This is a genomic window from Shewanella sp. ANA-3, from assembly GCF_000203935.1.
In the GTDB taxonomy this organism is placed as follows: Bacteria; Pseudomonadota; Gammaproteobacteria; order Enterobacterales; family Shewanellaceae; genus Shewanella.
The window spans coordinates 4,737,897-4,756,701 of record NC_008577.1; the positions used below are offsets into that span (position 1 = coordinate 4,737,897).

Consider the following 18,805-nt stretch of genomic DNA (forward strand, 5'->3'; position numbering starts at 1 on the left):
GCCGATTTTTTGTAAGCTCAAGTTATACCGAAAAGCTGACGGAATAAGGCTTAAGCGGTTTATTGCGCCTTAAGTGCCGTAAGGGCAACCTTGGTCATGGCTTCAACGCCAACTTTTAACGCACTTTCATCCACATAGAAGGCGGGAGAATGGTTACTGGCCGCCGTTTCAGGATCTGTGCCCTTTGGCGTCACCCCGAGGAAGAAAAACATCCCAGGAGACTCTAAGGCATAGAAGGAAAAGTCCTCGGCACCAGTGATTAATCCTGGCTCTATCAGCATCTTATCGCCGACCACACTGGCAAGCACGGGGCGCATACTGGCGACCAATTCGGGATTATTCACCACCACGGGGTAACCTTGATGGATTTCGGTTGTCGCTGTTGCGCCTAAGGTTTTTGCCGATAACTCGGCGATTTCGGCCAAGCGCACCTTAATATCGGCACGCATAGGTTGATCGAAGGTGCGGATGGTGCCAATCAGTTCCACTTCATCGGGAATAATATTCGAGCGAATACCGCCATTCACCGCGCCAAAACTCACTACAGCGGGCGCTTTGGTAATATCCACCTGACGACTGACAATGGTTTGCACATTGGTAATAATTTGCGCCGCGGCGACAATAGGGTCGACGCCATTCCAGGGGCGCGAACCATGGGTTTGGCGGCCTTTGACTTTGATCGTAAAGGAATCTCCACTCGCCATGGCTGGGCCGCTACGCACCCCAATCATGCCGCTTGGCATACTCGAGGTCACATGCATGCCAAACACTTGGTCGGGTTTACGCTTGGCAAACAGCCCTTGTTTTAGCATTAATTCCGCACCGCCCTCTTCGCCATCGGGCGCACCTTCTTCGGCGGGTTGGAAGATAAACATCACATCGCCGGCAAGGCTATCTTTCACTTTCACTAAGTTCTCGGCCACGCCCATTAACATAGCCACATGGGTATCGTGACCGCAGGCATGCATCACCCCAACGGTTTTACCGCGATAGGTATCCGTCGCTTTAGAGGCAAAGGGCACATCGACCACTTCGGTCACGGGCAAAGCATCCATATCGGCGCGGATCGCAATCAAGGGACCGGGTTTACCGCCCTTTAACTTTCCGCCTTTCAAGATAGCAACAACGCCGGTATGGGCGATGCCCGTTTGCACTTCTAATCCGAGGGATTTCAGATGCTTTTCAATAATCTTGCTGGTGCGAAACTCGCGATTAGATAACTCAGGATGTTGGTGCAAATCACGGCGCCAGTCGATCACCTTTTGCTCCACACCCGCCGCCAACTTAGCCGCATCGGGCTGCGCCGCATTGGCAGAACTTAACCCTGCCCCCAGCAAACTCAAAGTTAGAGCAGAGGCGATTAAGCTCTTGGTGAATCTTGATGGACTCACACCGAGTGAACTCACATAAGGTACAAAGGATGTGGCTACAGAGGATGTTGATAAAGCGCGCGATACCGAGGATACAGTCATAGCGATAACCTATTGTTGTTTTTATAAGCTATCTAAACTACACGCACATCACAGAATTGTTAATAGATTTAATAGTAAGGAGACATTGCGCAAGGATGTTTAGTGTACTCAGTGTAAATCACGCGGCTTGCACAACATGCCGACAATCCATTGTTGATGGCCTTCTGAAATCAAAAGACGAGGCAAAGCGATTACTCGTATAAGGTGAGTCGGTCGGGATTTTGAGAGATTTTCACACACCATACAAAACCTGCGACAGCTTTTGTCGCAGCCTTTGATTAATATACTGTTATTCCGCTAAACATCGAAAAATTCACCATGCAGCCTAACTTTCAACGCCAAGTGACACTACTGAGCTTAATCCCGCGGGCGCCACGTAAAATCTCGGTAAACGAATTAGTCGAGCGGCTGGCAAACCGCACGCAGGATATCAGTAAACGTTCGGTACAAAGGGATTTAAAGGCCATGTATGAAATGGGCACCTTTGGCTTACGCCTCGATGACAGAAACAAGCCCTATGGTTGGTCGATTGAGTCCTGCTGGCGCGGGTTGAACCTAGAGCTAATGGACCAACATATGGCGCTGGCTTTAACCACCTTAAAGCGCAGTGCGAGTCAGTTGATGCCACCACAAAGCTTGCAGCAACTACAGCCCTACTTCGACAGGGCCGATCAGGTGCTGGCTAGCGATCCCGAAAACCCTTGGCTCTATTGGGCGTGCAGAGTCGCACAGCTTCCCGAGCCTTACCCCTTTATCCTACCCCAGCACCAACCTCAATCTTTAGAAGTCATACAGCAAGCTATTTTGGATAAGAAACAAATTCGCTGCGATATCAAAAAATGGATCAATGGTAAAATGCATTGGCTGCATTACAACCCTATCAATCCACAAGGAATTTTAATTCGCGATGGGGTGGCGCTACTCGCTTTTACCATTGGCAGCTTTGATAAGCGCCGCCACCACAAACCAATAGGCTTACTGCGTAACGCGCAGCTATTGCCCAGCGCGGCGGTTAAGAGTGCCGATTTTGATATCAATAAAACCGCACAGGGCTCGCGTGGCGAGAAGATGCGTCTCGAACTGCTGCTCTCCGATAAGGCGAGTTTTATCATGCGCGAAGCAAAGTTTAGCGATAACCAGACCATGCAATTACGTGAAGATGGCCGCTTTTATGTGGTAGCAGAGGTCACTGATACCCCAAAGCTGCGCGCAGCATTGTGGGAAATGGCTGATACCGTGGAGGTGCTGGCACCGGTAAAACTGCGGGAGCACTTTGCCACCCTCAGCCAAAAAATGGCGGCGAAATACCGTTAAACCGTTTATCGCATTGATGCGACAAGCTGAGTCGCAACTCAAGGTTAGTCTTGCTTTACCATTGCTAACTATGAGAGTCGCTATGTTTGAACTAATTCATGAAACCGCAACTGGCGCCATGCCCAAATTAACGGTATTCGGCGTCGGAGGTTGTGGTTGTAATACCATTAATCAACTCAGCCAAGTCAATCTGCCATCCAGCGTAGAATTAATTTCCGTCAATACCGATGCCCAAGCCATGGCAGCCACCAGCAGCCATTACCGCATTCAAATTGGTCCACAAACGACGAAAGGCTTAGGCGCAGGCGCCAAGCCCGATGTCGGCTGCGCAGCAGCGATTGAGTCGGCGCAGGCATTAACTGAACAAATGCAGCATAGCGATATAGTGTTTCTCACCGCGGGATTAGGCGGCGGCACAGGTACGGGCGCGCTACCACAGGTGGCAAAGCTCGCTCGAGAGTTAACCAAACCCGTTATCGCCGTTGTGACCATGCCTTTTAGCTTTGAGGGCCAGCACAGAAAAGCCAATGCAGAAGCCGGACTACAGGAATTATTGGAGAGCGCCAATGCCGTTATCGTTCTCCCCAACGATAAGCTTGCCGAGGTGCTTGGGGCAAAAGTGACCCTGCTCAATGCCTTCAAAGAAAGCAATAAAATTTTACAGGATGTGTTATTGGGGCTTGCCAATACCATCAGCCAAGCTGGGCTTATCAATATTGATTTAAATGACTTTATTTCCGTTATCAGCCGCCAAGGTCGCGCCGCAATGGGCGTAAGTTGCATTCAGGGCGATGAGGATCTTATCTCGGCGGTTAAACGCGCCATGCAACATCCCTTGCTCGATAATATCGAACTCAATCAAGCGCAAGCGGCAATTGTCAGCGTTGTCGCAAAAGACACGATAGAGCTCAGTCAATACAACCAAATCGGCGCAACTGTACACGAGCAATTACCGCGGGATGCCCTAGTGATTATTGGGCTCACTATCGACCCTGACCTCGAATCGGAGCTCGAAATCATGGTGATAGCAACAGGGATTGGATTTGCGCAGCCGGAAATTCAAGCTCCTATCCAGGCAGTTAATGACAACTATATCAATGTGCATAATTTTATTAAGCGTCAGGCGATATCAATCGCCGACCCCGCACCATCAAAGTTCGATTTAGAAAACTTACAGATCCCAACTTATCTGCGGCAGCAAAAGCCTCAAGCGCATTAGTTAACCTAAGTTCAGGTTAATTAGCTTTATGCAAAAACACGACGTCTTTGTCGATGATTTCCAGCTGCCAGCCGTAATGCTCGGCGAGCCATTGAAAGGTAGCTTCGGAGTAAAAGTTAATATGGGTGGGATCATTTTTATAATGCCAAGTGCTAAAGGCCGTGGGGTTGAGCACTCGCTTGGTCATCACGGCTAAAATGCCTTTGGGCTTGAGCAAGGTGTTTAATAAGGTTAGTAACGCATCGGCATCACTCACATGCTCAATGACCTCTGTCAGGGTAATGAAATCGTATTGCCGCGTGAGTAATTCGGGGTGATTGGCGTAATAGAGATCGTAGTTTTCGACCCGATAACCCCGCGTTTGCGCCATCAGACTCAATGCTTTGCCCTCGCCACAACCAAAATCGAGCCCAGCAGCCGAAGGGGAAACGCGAGCCAACAAAGGAGCGAGGGTTCTGTCTAGAAACTGCTGATAACCGAGATCCTGCGGGTGATTTTCGTGCTTATCGTATTCGGCCTTTTCGGCTTCTGGGCTTAGATAAAATTCGGTAGGTACACTCACCAGGGCGCACTGCTGGCACTGTTGGTAACGACGGCGTTTATCTTGGTGGTAGGTCACTAAATCGGCACTATGGCAAAGGGGACAGATGTTCAACGACGGTTCCTAGAGACATCGTAAGGCAAACGACGGATATTGCCTTTAACTAAAAAGATTAAGGTTTGGGGATTTTACGCTCTTTGGCGGCCGCTTCCTTGGCTTCTTGCAGATATTTTTGCTCGCGGTTTTCCCGTTCATCGAACTGCTTTTGAGCCTTGAGCTTTTGCTGGGTTTCCCAATCTTGCGGGTTGGACTGTTGCCTGATTTTCTCTTCCCGTGCCGAGGTCTCTTGAGCGGCTCGGCGGGCCTTTTCAAGCTGCGCTTGCTCGATTCTTTCAGAATCGATACGCGCCTTATCGGCCCTTTGTTCTAAGGTCAGCCGTGGCTTTGGCTGTTCAGCCGCTTGCGCGGTAGGCAATACCATGCCGACAACGACACTTAATACGATGGTAGGGATAAGTTTTTGCATCCTATGTTCCTTAGAGTCCTTCCTCGGCTGATTGGCACGGCAAACTGAACATTCAGGGCAAAACATAGCATAAAACCGTATTTTGCAGTGATGAGTTAGGAGGATTTTCGTGTATAACACTGAAAATCAGCTATCTTAAACTGTCAGTTTTTAGTTGTGATTTAAACAAAACCTCGATTAGGTTTATTTTTAACCTCGCTGGAATGATGTACTATTTGAATTAATTTCGTTATAAACGAAGTACCTAGGCTATAGGATGTGACCTTAATTTGCGTCACAAGGGAGTATCCTAAATGATCAGATGGCAACACTTGCTCAATAAACTCAGTACAGATGACCCTGTATTGCAAGATAAGCTGTCATGCTGGCAAGCCGATCCGCACCAGACTCCCCTCGCCCTGATCCAAGGCTTTAGTTTTATTAGCGCAAATAGCGCCACCCTCGATTACTTTGGTACTGAATACGATGCCTTAGTGAATACCACGCCCTATGACTTTTCACCTAGGATCCAATCCTCTGGACGCAATAGCGTTGAATTTGCACGGGAAATGATTATTGAGGCGGCATCGGGGAACCATGTTGAATTTAGTTGGCTCCACCTGAGCCAACAGGGTAAAGAACTCCCCACCAAGGTAAGACTCTACCCTTGTTATTTACAGCAACAAGCCGTGGTGCTCGTTGAGCTACAAGCACTCAACCGTCGCACTCAAGTTCGGCCGTCGATCTCCGATGGCTTTGCCCATATCCCTCGGGAAATTATGGCGACCACGCTCGAAGAGAGTGCCGAGGCCGTTTACATCACAGATGCTGACAATCGCATCTTGGCTGTGAACAAGGCAATGTGCCGTATCTGTGGTTACAGTGCCGAACAATTAATCGGTAAAACCCCTGAGTTTTTAGAGGCCAAAATCCTGCCGTCAGGGCAAGAAACCGATTGCCAAGCCGCCATGAAACTTCGCGGATTTTGGCACGGTGAGACACTTAAACAGCGTTCTGACGGAAGTCACTTTCCCGCATGGCAGAGCAGTCGCCGAATCGAGACCGATGATAATGCCCTGTATCATGTGAATATTTTTAGCGATATCAGCACCAAAAAGCTGCTCGAAACGCAGCTCACTACCCGCGCCATGTACGACACACTCACGGGGCTGCCGAACCGTTATCATCTCAAGCAAATACTCAATAGCGCCCTCGACAAACTGAAGGATGATCCTTCCGCCCTTGGCGCACTGATGTTTTTAGACCTCAATGGTTTTAAGAACATCAATGACAGCTTTGGTCATTCCATGGGTGACAGGGTATTGCAACTGGTAGCCGCGCGTTTAGAAGCGGGCTGCATTGAGAAGGCCGATATCGCCCGTATGGGGGGCGATGAGTTTACCTTAGTGCTACAGGAATGCAGCTGTAAGGAAGAAATTCAATTATTTGCCGAGCAAATACTGAGCCTATTCGACAGTCCATTTGAAATCGAAGGACAAAAGTTCTTCCTCGGCACCAGTATTGGTATCGCGCTGTTCCCAACCCACAGCGATCAAGCGGGACAGCTGATTAGCTTGGCCGATACCGCCATGTATAGCGCGAAGAAAAATCAGCCGCACTTAGTCTTTTATGACAAGGCGATGAGCCAAGCTGCCGAGCTTAAATTAAAGCTTATCAACAACCTAAGGCATGCTCATAGCCTAAAGCAGTTCAATCTTGCCTATCAGGCGATTGTGGATTTACATACCAATAAGCCCATAGGTGCCGAGGCGTTACTGCGTTGGCAAAAATCCCCCAACGAGCATTATGAAGCGGCCGAGTTCGTCCCTTTACTCGAGGAAACAGGGCTGATTATTACCATTGGGCAATGGGCACTTGAGCAAGCCTGTAAACAGGCCGCCATATGGCGCGCAAGTTATCAGCCTGATTTTAAAGTGTCAGTTAATGTGTCTCCCTTACAGCTGGAGCATGTGGATTTTGTCGGCCAAGTGATTAGCGCCCTAGAAATGGTCGCCCTGCCCGCTGAAGCACTGATTTTAGAAATCACCGAGTCAGCACTGTTACGTCAACCCGAGTTGGCTCGCCAGACCCTTGAGCGCATTAAAGCCTTAGGTGTCGGTATCGCGATTGATGACTTTGGCACTGGCCTCTCATCACTGAGTCGTTTAGGCACTTTACCAATCGATAGTGTGAAAATTGATGCTGAATTTGCACTGCGCCTTAATGATGTCTCGGGGCAAAAACTTTGCCATGCCATAGTGCAATTAGCACAGGCTCTCGACATTCACTTTGTGGCAGAAGGCATTGAAACACAGCAGCAAAAAGACATCATGACCCATATGGGGCAAGGTTTTGCGCAAGGCTTTTTGTTTGGCTATCCCAGTTCAGTTGAGCAGTTTACCCAAGCCTTTTTAGCCGAGAGGTGTATCGCTTAAGGCTGAGCTGCAACACGGTAAGAATTGATTGATTTATCGAGTGGATGTTTCAAGGTGAATCATTGGCTCGATAGCCCTGCCAGCACACCATAAAGTATGGAATCACTCCCCTGCAAAGCAATTGGCTGGCAAAGCTATCTCATCATTTGCAGCGCAAATGAATCCTCATTATTAAACCTTGTTTTACGTTACGTTAGCGTGATCTGAATAAGATTTTAACTATTTTAATTCGTACGGGGTCTCAAAAACGTAAGAATTTAAAAACACTTACTCTCCGTTCTGATAACGCAGCCTAACCTCAAGTGGCATGGAACGAATGCGCATCGCCACCATAGCATCGAAGGCATTCAGTAAAGGCGACACATCTAAATCCGGTTCGAGGGCTTTTAGCATATAAGCACTCGCTTCTAAGGTTGACAAACTATCACTGCGGCTCGATTTGCGGATCTTGTATCTCGAGGCATAACCTTCGGCCAAGTGCACCGCTGGCAATTGAGCCAACCATGGATTGAGTTGCAAGATTTTAAAGGCTTTTCGCCAGGTGCCATCGAGCAACAACAGTACACAATCGGTGTTAAGCCTCTGTTGTTCGACACTCACACTCTGCCCAGAGGGATACACAAGATAGACAGGGCACCCACAATCCATCAATTGTTCACGCAATAAGGCAAAATCCGCTTCCGTCTCGCCCACATACACTTGGGTGTTAGGGATAACGAGACTTAACACCTTGACGCTATTCTTTTTATGCTCGACTTCGGAGGGGTGTTGCAATATCACTAGCTGCGTTTGCGGCTGTATGGGTTGTACATGGGCACAGAGGCAAACTGTAAGGGGATAACGACAATGAGGGCAATAGTGGCGGCTCAAAACAAAATCTCTATAAAACGTTTATCCTGCAGTATAGCAGCTTGAATTATGGATAAAAAATGCCCGTAGCTATGGTCAAATAAGCTACGGGCAAAGGGTGTTTCTTTGATTAGCCGTTTAGGGCGTATTAATGCTCGGCGGCTAACTGCTCTTGATGCCAGTGATCGAAGCGGCTTAATGCCATCATCGAGAGTAATCCGACAGAAAATACGCCCATCACTAACGCCACCGCATAGGGGGCAGTCAGGCTAGTTTGCTGTACTAGGCCAGCAATGACTGACGCGCCACTCATCTGAATAAAACCTAACATCGCCGTTGCAGTGCCTGCGCGCTCGCCAAAGGCAGACAGTGCCATACTGGTCGCTGGGCCTAATAAGAAAGCAAAACCAATACACAACAGCATCATAGGCAACATAAAGGCAAAGGCGGCAGCCATACCCACACTTGGGCCAAAGGCTTGGGCTGCGATAATCAATACCGCCGAGAGCACCAGTAACACTAAGGCAAGGATGGCGGTTGGACGGTTGCCTAACTTGCGGATCACCACTGGCGCGGCAAAACAGGCCACAATATTGACCAAAGCATTCAAGCCAAATAAACCACTAAAAGCTAACTCTGACACGCCTAAATGGCCGATAAGCCACACGGGAGAGTAAGACACATAACTTAAAATCGCCGCCATTGCCGACATACAGGCAAAGGCATAGAACAAGAAATGGGTATTGCTCAGCACAGGTTTATAACGACTCCAGCGGTACAAGGGACCACTGCTCACGGTATTGGCTGGACGGGTTTCGGGTAAACGATAGCCCACCAATAGCATCATCAAAATCGCGTATAAGGTCATAAACACAAAGGTCGAACGCCAGCCAAATTGCATGGCTAATAGTCCGCCAAGGGTGGGCGCCAGTGCGGGGATCACGCAGATAGCCCCATTTAAGTAACTGTAGATACGGGCACCTTCCTTGGGCGAATAACAGTCACGCACCGCGCTAAAGACCACAATCGAGGTTGAACACGCCGCTAATCCTTGCAGCACACGGGCAAGTTGTAACCAATGGAATTCAATCGCAGCGGCGGCAAGTAAACTGCTCGCGCCGTAGAGCAACACACCAAAGAGTGCCACGGGTCGACGTCCGTAACGGTCGGCTAAGGGGCCAATCAAAATTTGGCCCACACCCATAGCAAATAAAAACAGCACTAAGGTGGATTGCACTTCACTGGCAGACACGGCGAACTCTGCCGCCATGGTTGGCATAGAAGGTAGATAAATATCAATCGCCAATGGGCTGAGTAGCACCAAAGACATCAAAATAGGTAACAGATTGCGCCGCATAAAACTTATCTCGGTTAAACAGTAAAAGGTATTTCAGTGGGCGCTATTTTAAATAACTCAAGGTATGAACAGAAATGGTATAATTTCCAAAGTGAATTTCCTCTGAGGAATATCTATGAATCTCGACAACTTAGCCAGAATCGATCTCAACCTACTGGTGATATTGAAGGTTTTGCTCGAAGAACAGAGTGTCACCCGCGCAGCGAGTCGATTACATATTAGCCAGTCAGCATTGAGCAAGAGCTTGAATCGCCTGCGAGAAACCTTAGATGATCCCCTGTTCCAACGCACTGCCCATGGCCTTAAACCCACGGCGCACGCGCTCAATATTGGGCTCAAGTTGCCAAATATTTTGCAAGACTTATATCAACTCACTCAGCCGCCAACGTTTACACCGGCCAGCAGTAACAGGCAGTTTTCCTTTGCCATGGTTGAAAGCGCCTACGAAACCTTAATTCCCTATTTTATCGGCCCATTGTTAAGCACTGCGCCGAATCTGAAGCTCGACTCCTATGTGTGGACCGAGAAATCGATGCACGATTTGCAGCAGGGGCAAATTGACTTTGGGATCTCGGGACGGGATCTACACCCGCTGTCAGACTCGCAAACGGACAGACTCCCAGATGGCATTAGCTGCCAAACCCTGTTTACCGACAGGCAAGTGTGTTTGGTGCGCCAAGATCATCCTTTGATGACCGCACTCATCTCGCCCCAGTGGGATTTAAATTTATATTTGGATATGGCGCATGTGCAGGTGCGCTGTGAAGGGAGTGATTGGTGGGCGCTGGATTACTTTCTAGCCGACCTTGGCCACAGGCGCAAAATCAGCACGACTGTGCCCGATTTTTATGGCGCGGCCAGCATCTGTGCCCACAGTGATTTGATTTTTACCTTACCATCGAGCTTTGCACTGCACGCATGCAAGCTGTATCCACTGAGGCTGTTGCCTCTGCCCTTTGAATTTATCCCTATGGCCTATGTGCTGCTTTGGCATCAGCGCAACGATGAAGACCAAGGCCATAAATGGATGCGCGATACCATCTGCCAAAGTGTTGAAAAGCTTATGCAACCCTAAGATAAAAGCCATAAAAAAGCCCAGAGTACAAACGTACCCTGGGCCGATTCAACTCAACAAGCTTACAGAATAAAGGTCGCGACCTGGGCATTAAGATCGTTCGCACGCGCCTTTAATGCTTGGGCTTGAGTCAGATCCGATTTCGCGGCCTCGGTGATTTCGTCGGTCACATCCTTGATCGCCACGGTATTTTGGGTGATCTCCCCCGTAACTTGGGTTTGTTCCTCAGCAGCAGTGGCAATTTGCCCCGCCATATCCGAAATCACATTCACGGCTTGGGTGATTTCCTCCAGCGCCTTCGCGGCAGCGTTCGCATCTTCCACGCTATTGCCCGCAAGCATTTGACTGCTTTCCATCAAACTCACGGCTTTTGCTGTGGTGCGTTGCAGGGTTTCAATGGTCGCATGTACTTCTTGGGTCGAATCTTGCGTCCGACGCGACAATACCCGCACCTCATCGGCGACCACCGCAAAACCACGGCCCTGCTCACCCGCACGGGCGGCTTCAATCGCCGCATTGAGCGCTAACAGGTTGGTCTGCTCCGCAATCCCTTGAATTGTAGCTAAAATGCTAGAAATCGACTGAGCATGGCGGCTTAAATCTTCAATCACGTCTGTAGCCTGAGCGACTTCATCGGCTAGGGAATTGATCGAACTGCGGGTTTTATTGACCAGCTCTTTTCCTTGGAAACTACTCGCGGCCGACTGCTGCGCCGCTGTCGCAGTATTTTCCGCATTGGCAGCAATTTCATTGGTCGCGCTCGCCATTTCGGTCACCGCCGTTGCCACCATGGCCACTTCCTGCTGCTGACGTTGCAGCTCCGCCACCGCAATATGGTTGGTTTTAAGGCTGCGCTCTGCATCCGCATCTAGCTCGCTGGCTAACTGACGAATATGGCTGATCAGTTGATGCTGGCTGCCGACAAAACGGTTAAAGCTATCGGCCAGCACGCCCACTTCATCCTGAGTGTCGACCTCGATACGTTGAGTTAAATCACCATTGCCATCGGCAATGCGTGCCAGCGCCTGAGACACGCGTCCTAGCGGACCTAGCAATAGATTCACCAACCAGGAAATCGCCAATACGCTCAGCAATAACACTACGGCAGAAAGTCCAAATTGCGTCAGCAAAAGATCGGTCAGAGGTGCCTCTAGGGTCTCCTTATCCAGCACAATCACCAGCTCCCAATCGGTGTTGGGAATATCGACGCCCCAGACTAACTTATCGCGGCCCTCATTCTCAAAATACATGGGCAGCAAGGTTCCCGCTTGGCGGCTCTGCTGTGGCAAGTCATGATTCAGATCGTTGTCGATTTGGCCGACAGGCTTCATCGCCTTAGAGGCATCTTTGTAAGCAATCACGGTGCCGTCTTTGTGCATCATGATCGCATAGCCATTGGCGGGGAGCGTCATACGATTCACGCTCTCGACTAGGCTCGCAATCGAGAGATCACCACCTACCACACCTTGAGAAGTGGCCTGCGCCATAGTGACCACTAACACGTTATAGGCCACGTCGACATAGGGTTTAGTCAGGATTAAACCGCGCTCATTCATCGCCTGTTTATACCAAGGACGCGTTCTCGGATCGTAACCCGTACGGTCGATACTTGGATCTGAGTCCAACATTTGTCCTGTCTCGGTACCATAATAAGTCAGCTGAAATCGCCCTGAGGCCTGCGCCTGTTGCAATGCACTTAAACTGTTATCCTCCACCTTAGATGCCAATGCGCCTACGATATCTTGGCGTCCAGCCAGCCATTCTTGAATGCGCTCGGCTTGTTGTTCACCCAAGCGCTGCACCTGCTCTAGGCTATTTTGCAATAACAATGATTTTTGACTGGAGTAGCTTTGCCAAGACAGCAAGCTGATCACGAGGGACAAGGCGATCACGACCGAAATCAGGATCTTTTGTTTAAGTGAATATGAGTTCATTTTGGTATCTACGATTTACACAGCACTGAAGGAAGGTATTGGACGAATGGTCATCACTCAATGTAATAAATTTACAGATTTAGCCATAACCAATCAAAATATCGGTTAAATTTTCGCACATCTTGCACAACAAACAAAGAATCACTTATCATCAAATTAATAAATAATTAAGCAAAAACATAAAGATAACTTTAACCAAATCATTAAAAACCTAATGATAACCAAAAGATGACAGACACCTCAGATTAAACAACAATTTGAGCTCCTAGACGTAAAACAACGTAAATTAACCCAAATTAACGTGACCCAATCCGTTTATTTATTGCACACTGACTCTCCATAGCATTGGGAAAGAGGCCTCTCGATAACGCCAAGTTGGCAAATCCTTAGATGATTTACCTTACGCCTCGCCCCATTTTGATTAGGAGTTCTTATGATCTATCAACAATTTCAACAGAGCCCATTTCAGCCACGCATTTCAGGAGCACGGGCTTGGTTAGCCATGGCCGTGAGTGTCAGCCTAATCTGTTTATCACTGTTTTTATTGCCTTTTGTGCTTTTATTTGGCGCCATTGCGCTCGGCTGCTTAGTGTTATTTAGCCGCATTTACGTGGCGCGCCAAGTGAGTAAGTTTAATCGTGCCCAGGCACAAGCGCAGGAAGCAGCGAGCCAAGAGACTGAGTTTTATCGTTCCACCAATGTGGTGCGTGAAATCCATGCAGAGCAATATCGCGGCCGTACCTTTGAACACCAACAGGATGAGAAATAATACTAAGCGTTTAGTAAGGTTTTTGCGCGCTTAAGGGTTTGAATCTCGCCGGGATCTTGGGTCATCTCCAGCACAGTATCAACTTGCAATGCGAGTGATTGCCATAGGGGCTCGATGATCTCGGTCTCTTTGGCATTAGCATGACGGCGCGCGAGGTTGAGCAGCGCCGCAGAGCCCACCACATCGATACGCCCTAAAATACCGTCCGCGAGTGCCATGCTCAATTCAATCATGGCTGGCACGCTGTGACCGTATTTAATTACTTCACGTAGATAACGCTCCGCCTGACTCACATCGCCACCCAAACCACTTTCGTCGTTTAGCATGTGCTGCGCGCGGGTAAGCATGGCATCCAGCTGACCTTGCTCGGCCGCTTCGGCCATCCAATACTCACTCACGATAGGATCACGCTTACAACCATCACCATTGGCGAGCATTAAGGCTAAATGATACTGGGCATGGGGATAACCCGCTTGCGCCGCTTTACTAATAAAATGATAGGCTTGAGTCAGATCTTTGGTCTGATAATAAAGCACACCTAAATTCGCCATGGCTTCGGTCTGCTCACCCTCGGCCGCCAGTTGTAAATAGTGCTTCGCCTGCACTAAATCCGGCTTAAATGATTCGCTGCCTACCAGATAAAAATATCCGAGTAACGCCATCGCATTGACGACACCCGCCTGAGCAGCCTTGGCAATTGCAGCTTCCCCCTGAATGGCATCGGCCTGTCCTTGATAGCCATGGATAAGCCCAACCCCATGTTCATAGAGGGCATCGGAATGATTTGGCGCCGCAAGGGCAAACCAATAGGCGGCTTTAGCAAAGGTATCACTGGCTTTTTGCGCCACTTCCTTTACCGCTGGGCCATTTTCATCTTCATTACCATAAGATTGATCGACTAAAGCAAGCTCTTGCTCTTTAAGCATTAATGCTTTGGTTTTAAAAGAGATCCCCACAAGATATTGCGCGTTAGGGTCGTCTTCCATCACAGCGCGGTAACAGAGATCTTTGATGGTAACGGCGTCACTGGCTTGGTAACGATAAGCGGGAGCAGCGCGCCCGAGCACCTTAGGATACAAGTGCTCAATTAAGGCCAACACATCCTTGATGGCCTTTTGGGCCAAGGCGAGCAACTGCTCTTGAGTTAAATGGTATTTTTCAGGGTGAGCGCCACGGTTGCCATCGCCACGCAGACGATGTAAGGCTCGTGTCGTCTTCACATCGATCAGCCGCTTTTGGTTTAACAGCTCGATACGGTCATAGAGATTAGGACTGGTGAAGGAAACGGCTTTATCTTGACCGAGCAGTTCGGTCAGCCTGTGGGTAAAACTGCGGATATGCAGCAGTGACTGGGTGGGCACATCCTGCACATAGTTTTTGGCATTGAGATAATCATCGAGAAGAGAGGCCGAAAAACCTTGGATAAATTCGCTATCCAGTAACTCAGCCCCTGTTCCCATAAATTCTTACCTCAGCTCGAATGTACTCGGTTGATGTTATTCCGCGGTGGGCTGTTTAGTCACCATATACAGGCGGAACAGCGCTAAGTTCACGAATAGACCAATAAATGCCATCAAGGTATCCGCTAGCATTTGCACAGGCAAACCACCCAAAGAAGCTGCGCCAGAGAGCTGAGCACCTACGACAGAAAGCGGCAGGTAAAGCATCAATAAGGCGATGGTTTTCAGTACGATAGGACCACTAAAGCTAAAGCTTGCCTTAATAGCTTCCAAAGGCGTTAGACGCTCAACCACTACCATAAAGTTCACATAGGCGAGTCGCGCAAATAGATAGAAACTGATGACAAGGCCGACTAACCACAGTGGGCCAAACGCAGCAAATAACATTACAGGCGCTAAAATCGCCAGTCCCGAAAACACACCCGCCAGCAGCAGGGGCGGTACAAAGGGTAAGCTGGCCTTCAATACCATACCAGTCGAGGGATTATGCCCTTGGGATCTCAGCTCTAAAAATAGCGTTAATGCGGCGATCAGTACCGAAAAAATCAATAACAGTAGCATCATGGCGATCATATGTGGCGCGCCAAACTGCGGGTTTTCCAGATCGACTTTGCTCATCTCTGTACCTAGCCACAGCTGGATCCCCACCTGCACTAACAGCAATGGCACTGTCAGCATGGCAAGCTGAGTGAGATGATTACGGAAAAAGTTATAAGCTTCGGTCAAAATTGCGGATAGTGACATGCGCCTTTCCAAAATAATTGAAGTAAATTAACACCGTGAATTGCCGCTAAGGATACCCAAAATCCCGCTCCAATGCACAACACAAATCACTTGAGTGAACCGTAAATCACAGAAAAGGACTGCAACAAAAGTCGCAAAGCCGTTACACTGTGGGCCTTTATTGCGCGCAAACCCTCAAAGGATGCCACTCATGAAACACACTCTCACTCTCTCAATCCTGATCAGCGCCACGCTTTTAGCGGCTCCCGCCAGTGCAGGCTGGTTAGATAACCTCGCAGGAACACAAGCAAAAACGGAAAAAGTGGCCACAGGCACAGCGACTCAAGCTAACGAGTTAGTCGGTAGCGTGATGTCGCAACTCGGTTTAAGCCAAAACCAAGCCGAAGGCGGTTTAGGCAGCCTGTTAGGTCTAGCCCAGTCTAGCCTAGGTTCGAATGATTACACCAAATTAGCCGCCAGCATTCCGAATGCCGACAGCCTATTAGCTGCAGCGCCAAAGCTTGACGCTAACTCGGGCGTTTCAGGCTTATTGTCTAAGGCGGGCAATATTGGCTCTTCCCTTCAAGGCAGCGCAATGGTGTTAGATGCCTTTGAAAAATTAGGTATTTCTAAAGATTTAGCCATGCCGATGATCAATATCGCCAAATCTTACCTTGAGACAAATGGCGCCGAAGGCAGCTCAGATCTCCTGATGAAGGGCCTAAATTCCCTGCTGTAATCCTCGCTTTCACCCTAAGCCCATGGCTTAGGGTGAACTTTAGCACCGTAAACCACTCTATTTAGTTATCCCTTCTTGCCAGAGCAGTGCCCTTTTATGATTGCTAAGCTGAAACGATTCCTTCAATCCCACACTCAGGCCATCTCACCCGAGGAGAAAGCCCACCAGCTCAAGTTGGCGGCGGCGAGTATGTTGCTCGAAGTGGTATTTGCCGATGAGACCCTCGCGGCGGAAGAAATGGCGTTACTGCCGACCTTGCTGACAGAGACATTGTCGATGCCAGCGCAGGAAGCCAATGAACTGATTGAAGAAGCGAAGAAAGCCCAAGGTAATGCTACCTCGTTATTTGAGTTTACCAATACCATCAATGCAGAATTTAGCTTAGAGCAAAAGCAACAATTGCTGTTAGCTATGTGGCAATTAGCCTATGCCGATGGACAACTCTCCCAGTACGAAGATCAAATCATTCGCCGCACCGCCGATTTGCTGTACCTCAAGCACAGCGAACTGATCCAGATGCGTAATCAGGCTATCGAAGCGACCCAAGCGGCACGCTAAAAGCACTCCATAAAAAAGCATGAATCGCAGTGTTGCCATTCATGCTTTTGAATCAAGGCTGTAGATTGCCGCTTACTGTTCCAGCAGGCTTAGGCGAGCGCCTTACCGATTTCGAATCCTGCGCCTCTGAGCTCAGTTAATTTGGCTCGCAATCCCCCCATTTCCATCTTTAAGCCCTTCTTGGTCGCTAATTGCGATAACCAACTGGTTTTATCGTCATCGTCGATGCTGTCCCACTCCTCCAGCACTTTATAGGCGAGGCACAGCAAGGCGGCCAATTTAGAGAAAGGGTTCGAATCCTTGGGATGATCCTGATAAAGGATGCCCTGCACCAGCGCGGGGGTGAATTTCCAGTTTTTGGCCAACAGGGCGCCTATATCGGGCGAGTCATAGCCGAGCAGTTCACGTTCAAACGCATGTTTATCTTTGCCCTGAGCGACGGCTTCAGTAATCTTCTCGGCATCTTCGGGGGAAATCGCCGCGATCAGTAAGTCACCAATCCGGTGAAGGATACCGCAGGTAAAGGCCTCATCGGGCTGCACTCCACAACGTTTGGCCATCTCTTGGCAATAGAGTGCAATTTCAAAGGTTTGTCCCCAAAACTGCGCGAGGTCGACCCCTTGGCATTTAGGTACTGACCCCATCACCGCCGACGCTAGGACTAACGTCCGCAGCGTCTGCATGCCAAGGCGTACCACGGCTTCGTCAATACTGCCCACCTCACGGCTGTGGCCATAGTGGGCGCAATTGGCCAGTCTCAGCACCTTAGCGCTGATCAAGGGATCGTGGGACACCTTAGTCGCAATATTTTTGACCGTGGCATTATCATCGTTAACCACTTCAAGCAGTTCACTGATGGCTTTAGGTAAACGGGGTAAGTCATCGACTCGACTCAGTAGCGCAGCAGAATCCATATTTATTCTCCTTCGACGTGAATGATCAAAATATAGAACACAGAACTTCGCCTCGCTTGCAAAGATATCGCCGTATATCAATGGCGTCTGCAACTTTCGTCTGCCTTCAAACGGCTTTTAAAACAGACAGCAATCCCCCACAAATCCGTTCGATAACACGATGGGCTCGTACTTTATGCCATTCCAGTCCCTGAAAAATCGTTCAACAATTATGCTTATTTGTAAATAAATGTTTCTACATTTTAGTAATGAGTGATATAGATTAAATCTTGTTCATCCATTGTAAGGAAGCACTATGGGCCAAAATGCACTCGTTAATCGCACAGGTATTATCCTTGTTAGCGCACTGATCACCTTAGGTTTGTTCGTGTTTATGGCGCAACTTATCCATAATCCGCAGCCCTTGAGCGGACAAGCGAGCGATGCGCCGCAGATCACTATTTTGATGACGGAGCGAACGCCAATTCCGCCGAAGGAAAGCCGTAAACCTGAGCCACCTAAACCCATTCCGGCAAGGGAGCGCGTTACCGCTCAGGGTGAGAGCAATCAGCTCGTCGATTTCAATACTCAGACTTTTCCCCCTGAAATGCCAACCCAAACCACACTCTTTACTCAATCGGCAATGACTGCAGAAGCCTTACCTGTGGTGCAAGTGTCCCCTCGCTATCCTATTGATGCGGCACAAAATGGTAAGGAAGGTTATGTAGTCGTGGGATTTGATATTACGGCGGATGGTACTGTTAGCAATGTGCGCGTGCTCGATGCCAACCCGAAGCGGGTGTTTGATAAGGCGGCGTTGTCGGCGGTGCAAAACTGGAAATACAAGCCTAAGTTTGACTCGGGCAAGGCCGTGCCACAGATGAATCAACAGGTGCAGCTCGACTTTAAACTGGATCAGAAGATTTAAGGCAAGAGACCAGAACGCGCTATGGTTGGCGTTC

17 protein-coding genes are annotated in these 18,805 nt (G+C 49.0%); 8 read left to right on the top strand and 9 right to left on the bottom strand.

Annotation, left to right across the window (positions count from 1 at the left end; translation table 11 throughout):
* Positions 1-59 precede the first annotated feature (59 nt).
* A complete protein-coding gene (locus SHEWANA3_RS20605; RefSeq protein WP_011718661.1) occupies positions 60-1,472 on the bottom strand; it encodes an amidohydrolase in 1,413 nt (470 codons plus the stop codon).
* Positions 1,473-1,790: 318 nt separating this feature from the next.
* Here SHEWANA3_RS20605 and SHEWANA3_RS20610 point away from each other — a divergent pair, with 318 nt between their 5' ends.
* Together SHEWANA3_RS20610 and ftsZ are read left to right on the top strand one after the other, a co-directional pair.
* Positions 1,791-2,786: a WYL domain-containing protein gene (locus SHEWANA3_RS20610; protein WP_011718662.1), complete on the top strand. Its 996-nt coding sequence runs from the start codon at positions 1,791-1,793 to the stop codon at positions 2,784-2,786.
* A gap of 82 nt (positions 2,787-2,868) precedes the next feature.
* Positions 2,869-4,005 carry a cell division protein FtsZ gene (gene ftsZ / locus SHEWANA3_RS20615; protein ID WP_041412856.1) on the top strand — a complete coding sequence of 379 codons (1,137 nt, stop codon included), beginning with the start codon at positions 2,869-2,871 and terminating at the stop codon, positions 4,003-4,005.
* 16 nt (positions 4,006-4,021) lie between these two features.
* Here the strand turns inward: ftsZ and SHEWANA3_RS20620 are convergent, their stop codons facing one another.
* Both SHEWANA3_RS20620 and SHEWANA3_RS20625 read right to left on the bottom strand, forming a co-directional pair.
* On the bottom strand, positions 4,022-4,660 hold the full coding sequence (locus SHEWANA3_RS20620; protein ID WP_011718664.1) for a class I SAM-dependent methyltransferase: 639 nt from the start codon (positions 4,658-4,660) through the stop codon (positions 4,022-4,024).
* A 58-nt stretch (positions 4,661-4,718) separates the two neighbouring features.
* Positions 4,719-5,072: a hypothetical protein gene (locus tag SHEWANA3_RS20625; RefSeq protein WP_011718665.1), complete on the bottom strand. Its 354-nt coding sequence runs from the start codon at positions 5,070-5,072 to the stop codon at positions 4,719-4,721.
* Positions 5,073-5,365: 293 nt separating this feature from the next.
* On the opposite strand from SHEWANA3_RS20625, the gene SHEWANA3_RS20630 reads away from it, so the two are divergent.
* Positions 5,366-7,486, top strand: coding sequence for an EAL domain-containing protein (locus SHEWANA3_RS20630; RefSeq protein ID WP_011718666.1), 2,121 nt, complete (start codon positions 5,366-5,368; stop codon positions 7,484-7,486).
* Positions 7,487-7,753: 267 nt separating this feature from the next.
* On the opposite strand, the gene SHEWANA3_RS20635 is transcribed toward SHEWANA3_RS20630, so the two are convergent.
* Both SHEWANA3_RS20635 and SHEWANA3_RS20640 read right to left on the bottom strand, forming a co-directional pair.
* A complete protein-coding gene (locus tag SHEWANA3_RS20635; protein WP_011718667.1) occupies positions 7,754-8,356 on the bottom strand; it encodes a tRNA-uridine aminocarboxypropyltransferase in 603 nt (200 codons plus the stop codon).
* Between the two features lie 127 nt (positions 8,357-8,483).
* Positions 8,484-9,692, bottom strand: coding sequence for a multidrug effflux MFS transporter (locus SHEWANA3_RS20640; RefSeq protein ID WP_011718668.1), 1,209 nt, complete (start codon positions 9,690-9,692; stop codon positions 8,484-8,486).
* A 115-nt stretch (positions 9,693-9,807) separates the two neighbouring features.
* On the opposite strand from SHEWANA3_RS20640, the gene SHEWANA3_RS20645 reads away from it, so the two are divergent.
* Positions 9,808-10,767 carry a LysR family transcriptional regulator gene (locus SHEWANA3_RS20645; protein WP_011718669.1) on the top strand — a complete coding sequence of 320 codons (960 nt, stop codon included), beginning with the start codon at positions 9,808-9,810 and terminating at the stop codon, positions 10,765-10,767.
* A 62-nt stretch (positions 10,768-10,829) separates the two neighbouring features.
* On the opposite strand, the gene SHEWANA3_RS20650 is transcribed toward SHEWANA3_RS20645, so the two are convergent.
* The gene (locus SHEWANA3_RS20650; RefSeq protein ID WP_011718670.1) at positions 10,830-12,701 is read right to left on the bottom strand and encodes a methyl-accepting chemotaxis protein; all 1,872 of its coding nucleotides are present in this window, start codon (positions 12,699-12,701) and stop codon (positions 10,830-10,832) included.
* 433 nt (positions 12,702-13,134) lie between these two features.
* Between SHEWANA3_RS20650 and SHEWANA3_RS20655 the strand changes: the two genes are divergently transcribed.
* Entirely contained in the window at positions 13,135-13,470 is a 336-nt protein-coding gene (locus SHEWANA3_RS20655; protein WP_011718671.1) for a hypothetical protein, read from the top strand.
* A gap of 2 nt (positions 13,471-13,472) precedes the next feature.
* On the opposite strand, the gene SHEWANA3_RS20660 is transcribed toward SHEWANA3_RS20655, so the two are convergent.
* A complete protein-coding gene (locus SHEWANA3_RS20660; protein WP_011718672.1) occupies positions 13,473-14,930 on the bottom strand; it encodes a DUF4145 domain-containing protein in 1,458 nt (485 codons plus the stop codon).
* Positions 14,931-14,966: 36 nt separating this feature from the next.
* Positions 14,967-15,674 (bottom strand): hypothetical protein, encoded by a 708-nt coding sequence (locus SHEWANA3_RS20665; RefSeq protein WP_011718673.1) that lies wholly within the window; start codon positions 15,672-15,674, stop codon positions 14,967-14,969.
* Positions 15,675-15,864: 190 nt separating this feature from the next.
* Here SHEWANA3_RS20665 and SHEWANA3_RS20670 point away from each other — a divergent pair, with 190 nt between their 5' ends.
* Positions 15,865-16,392 (top strand): DUF2780 domain-containing protein, encoded by a 528-nt coding sequence (locus SHEWANA3_RS20670; protein WP_011718674.1) that lies wholly within the window; start codon positions 15,865-15,867, stop codon positions 16,390-16,392.
* A 96-nt stretch (positions 16,393-16,488) separates the two neighbouring features.
* Positions 16,489-16,950, top strand: a complete 462-nt coding sequence (locus SHEWANA3_RS20675; RefSeq protein WP_011718675.1) for a TerB family tellurite resistance protein — start codon at positions 16,489-16,491, stop codon at positions 16,948-16,950.
* Positions 16,951-17,039: 89 nt separating this feature from the next.
* Here the strand turns inward: SHEWANA3_RS20675 and SHEWANA3_RS20680 are convergent, their stop codons facing one another.
* Positions 17,040-17,864 (bottom strand): HDOD domain-containing protein, encoded by an 825-nt coding sequence (locus SHEWANA3_RS20680; RefSeq protein ID WP_011718676.1) that lies wholly within the window; start codon positions 17,862-17,864, stop codon positions 17,040-17,042.
* Positions 17,865-18,159: 295 nt separating this feature from the next.
* On the opposite strand from SHEWANA3_RS20680, the gene SHEWANA3_RS20685 reads away from it, so the two are divergent.
* Positions 18,160-18,771 carry an energy transducer TonB gene (locus SHEWANA3_RS20685; RefSeq protein ID WP_011718677.1) on the top strand — a complete coding sequence of 204 codons (612 nt, stop codon included), beginning with the start codon at positions 18,160-18,162 and terminating at the stop codon, positions 18,769-18,771.
* The last annotated feature ends 34 nt before the right edge of the window (positions 18,772-18,805 follow it).

Coding starts and splice junctions, on each gene's coding strand:
- SHEWANA3_RS20605 (WP_011718661.1), bottom strand. CDS start 1,472: ATGACTGTATCCTCGGTATCGCGCGCTTTATCAACATCCTCTGTAGCC.
- SHEWANA3_RS20610 (WP_011718662.1), top strand. CDS start 1,791: ATGCAGCCTAACTTTCAACGCCAAGTGACACTACTGAGCTTAATCCCG.
- ftsZ (WP_041412856.1), top strand. CDS start 2,869: ATGTTTGAACTAATTCATGAAACCGCAACTGGCGCCATGCCCAAATTA.
- SHEWANA3_RS20625 (WP_011718665.1), bottom strand. CDS start 5,072: ATGCAAAAACTTATCCCTACCATCGTATTAAGTGTCGTTGTCGGCATG.
- SHEWANA3_RS20630 (WP_011718666.1), top strand. CDS start 5,366: ATGATCAGATGGCAACACTTGCTCAATAAACTCAGTACAGATGACCCT.
- SHEWANA3_RS20640 (WP_011718668.1), bottom strand. CDS start 9,692: ATGCGGCGCAATCTGTTACCTATTTTGATGTCTTTGGTGCTACTCAGC.
- SHEWANA3_RS20645 (WP_011718669.1), top strand. CDS start 9,808: ATGAATCTCGACAACTTAGCCAGAATCGATCTCAACCTACTGGTGATA.
- SHEWANA3_RS20650 (WP_011718670.1), bottom strand. CDS start 12,701: ATGAACTCATATTCACTTAAACAAAAGATCCTGATTTCGGTCGTGATC.
- SHEWANA3_RS20655 (WP_011718671.1), top strand. CDS start 13,135: ATGATCTATCAACAATTTCAACAGAGCCCATTTCAGCCACGCATTTCA.
- SHEWANA3_RS20660 (WP_011718672.1), bottom strand. CDS start 14,930: ATGGGAACAGGGGCTGAGTTACTGGATAGCGAATTTATCCAAGGTTTT.
- SHEWANA3_RS20665 (WP_011718673.1), bottom strand. CDS start 15,674: ATGTCACTATCCGCAATTTTGACCGAAGCTTATAACTTTTTCCGTAAT.
- SHEWANA3_RS20670 (WP_011718674.1), top strand. CDS start 15,865: ATGAAACACACTCTCACTCTCTCAATCCTGATCAGCGCCACGCTTTTA.
- SHEWANA3_RS20675 (WP_011718675.1), top strand. CDS start 16,489: ATGATTGCTAAGCTGAAACGATTCCTTCAATCCCACACTCAGGCCATC.
- SHEWANA3_RS20680 (WP_011718676.1), bottom strand. CDS start 17,864: ATGGATTCTGCTGCGCTACTGAGTCGAGTCGATGACTTACCCCGTTTA.
- SHEWANA3_RS20685 (WP_011718677.1), top strand. CDS start 18,160: ATGGGCCAAAATGCACTCGTTAATCGCACAGGTATTATCCTTGTTAGC.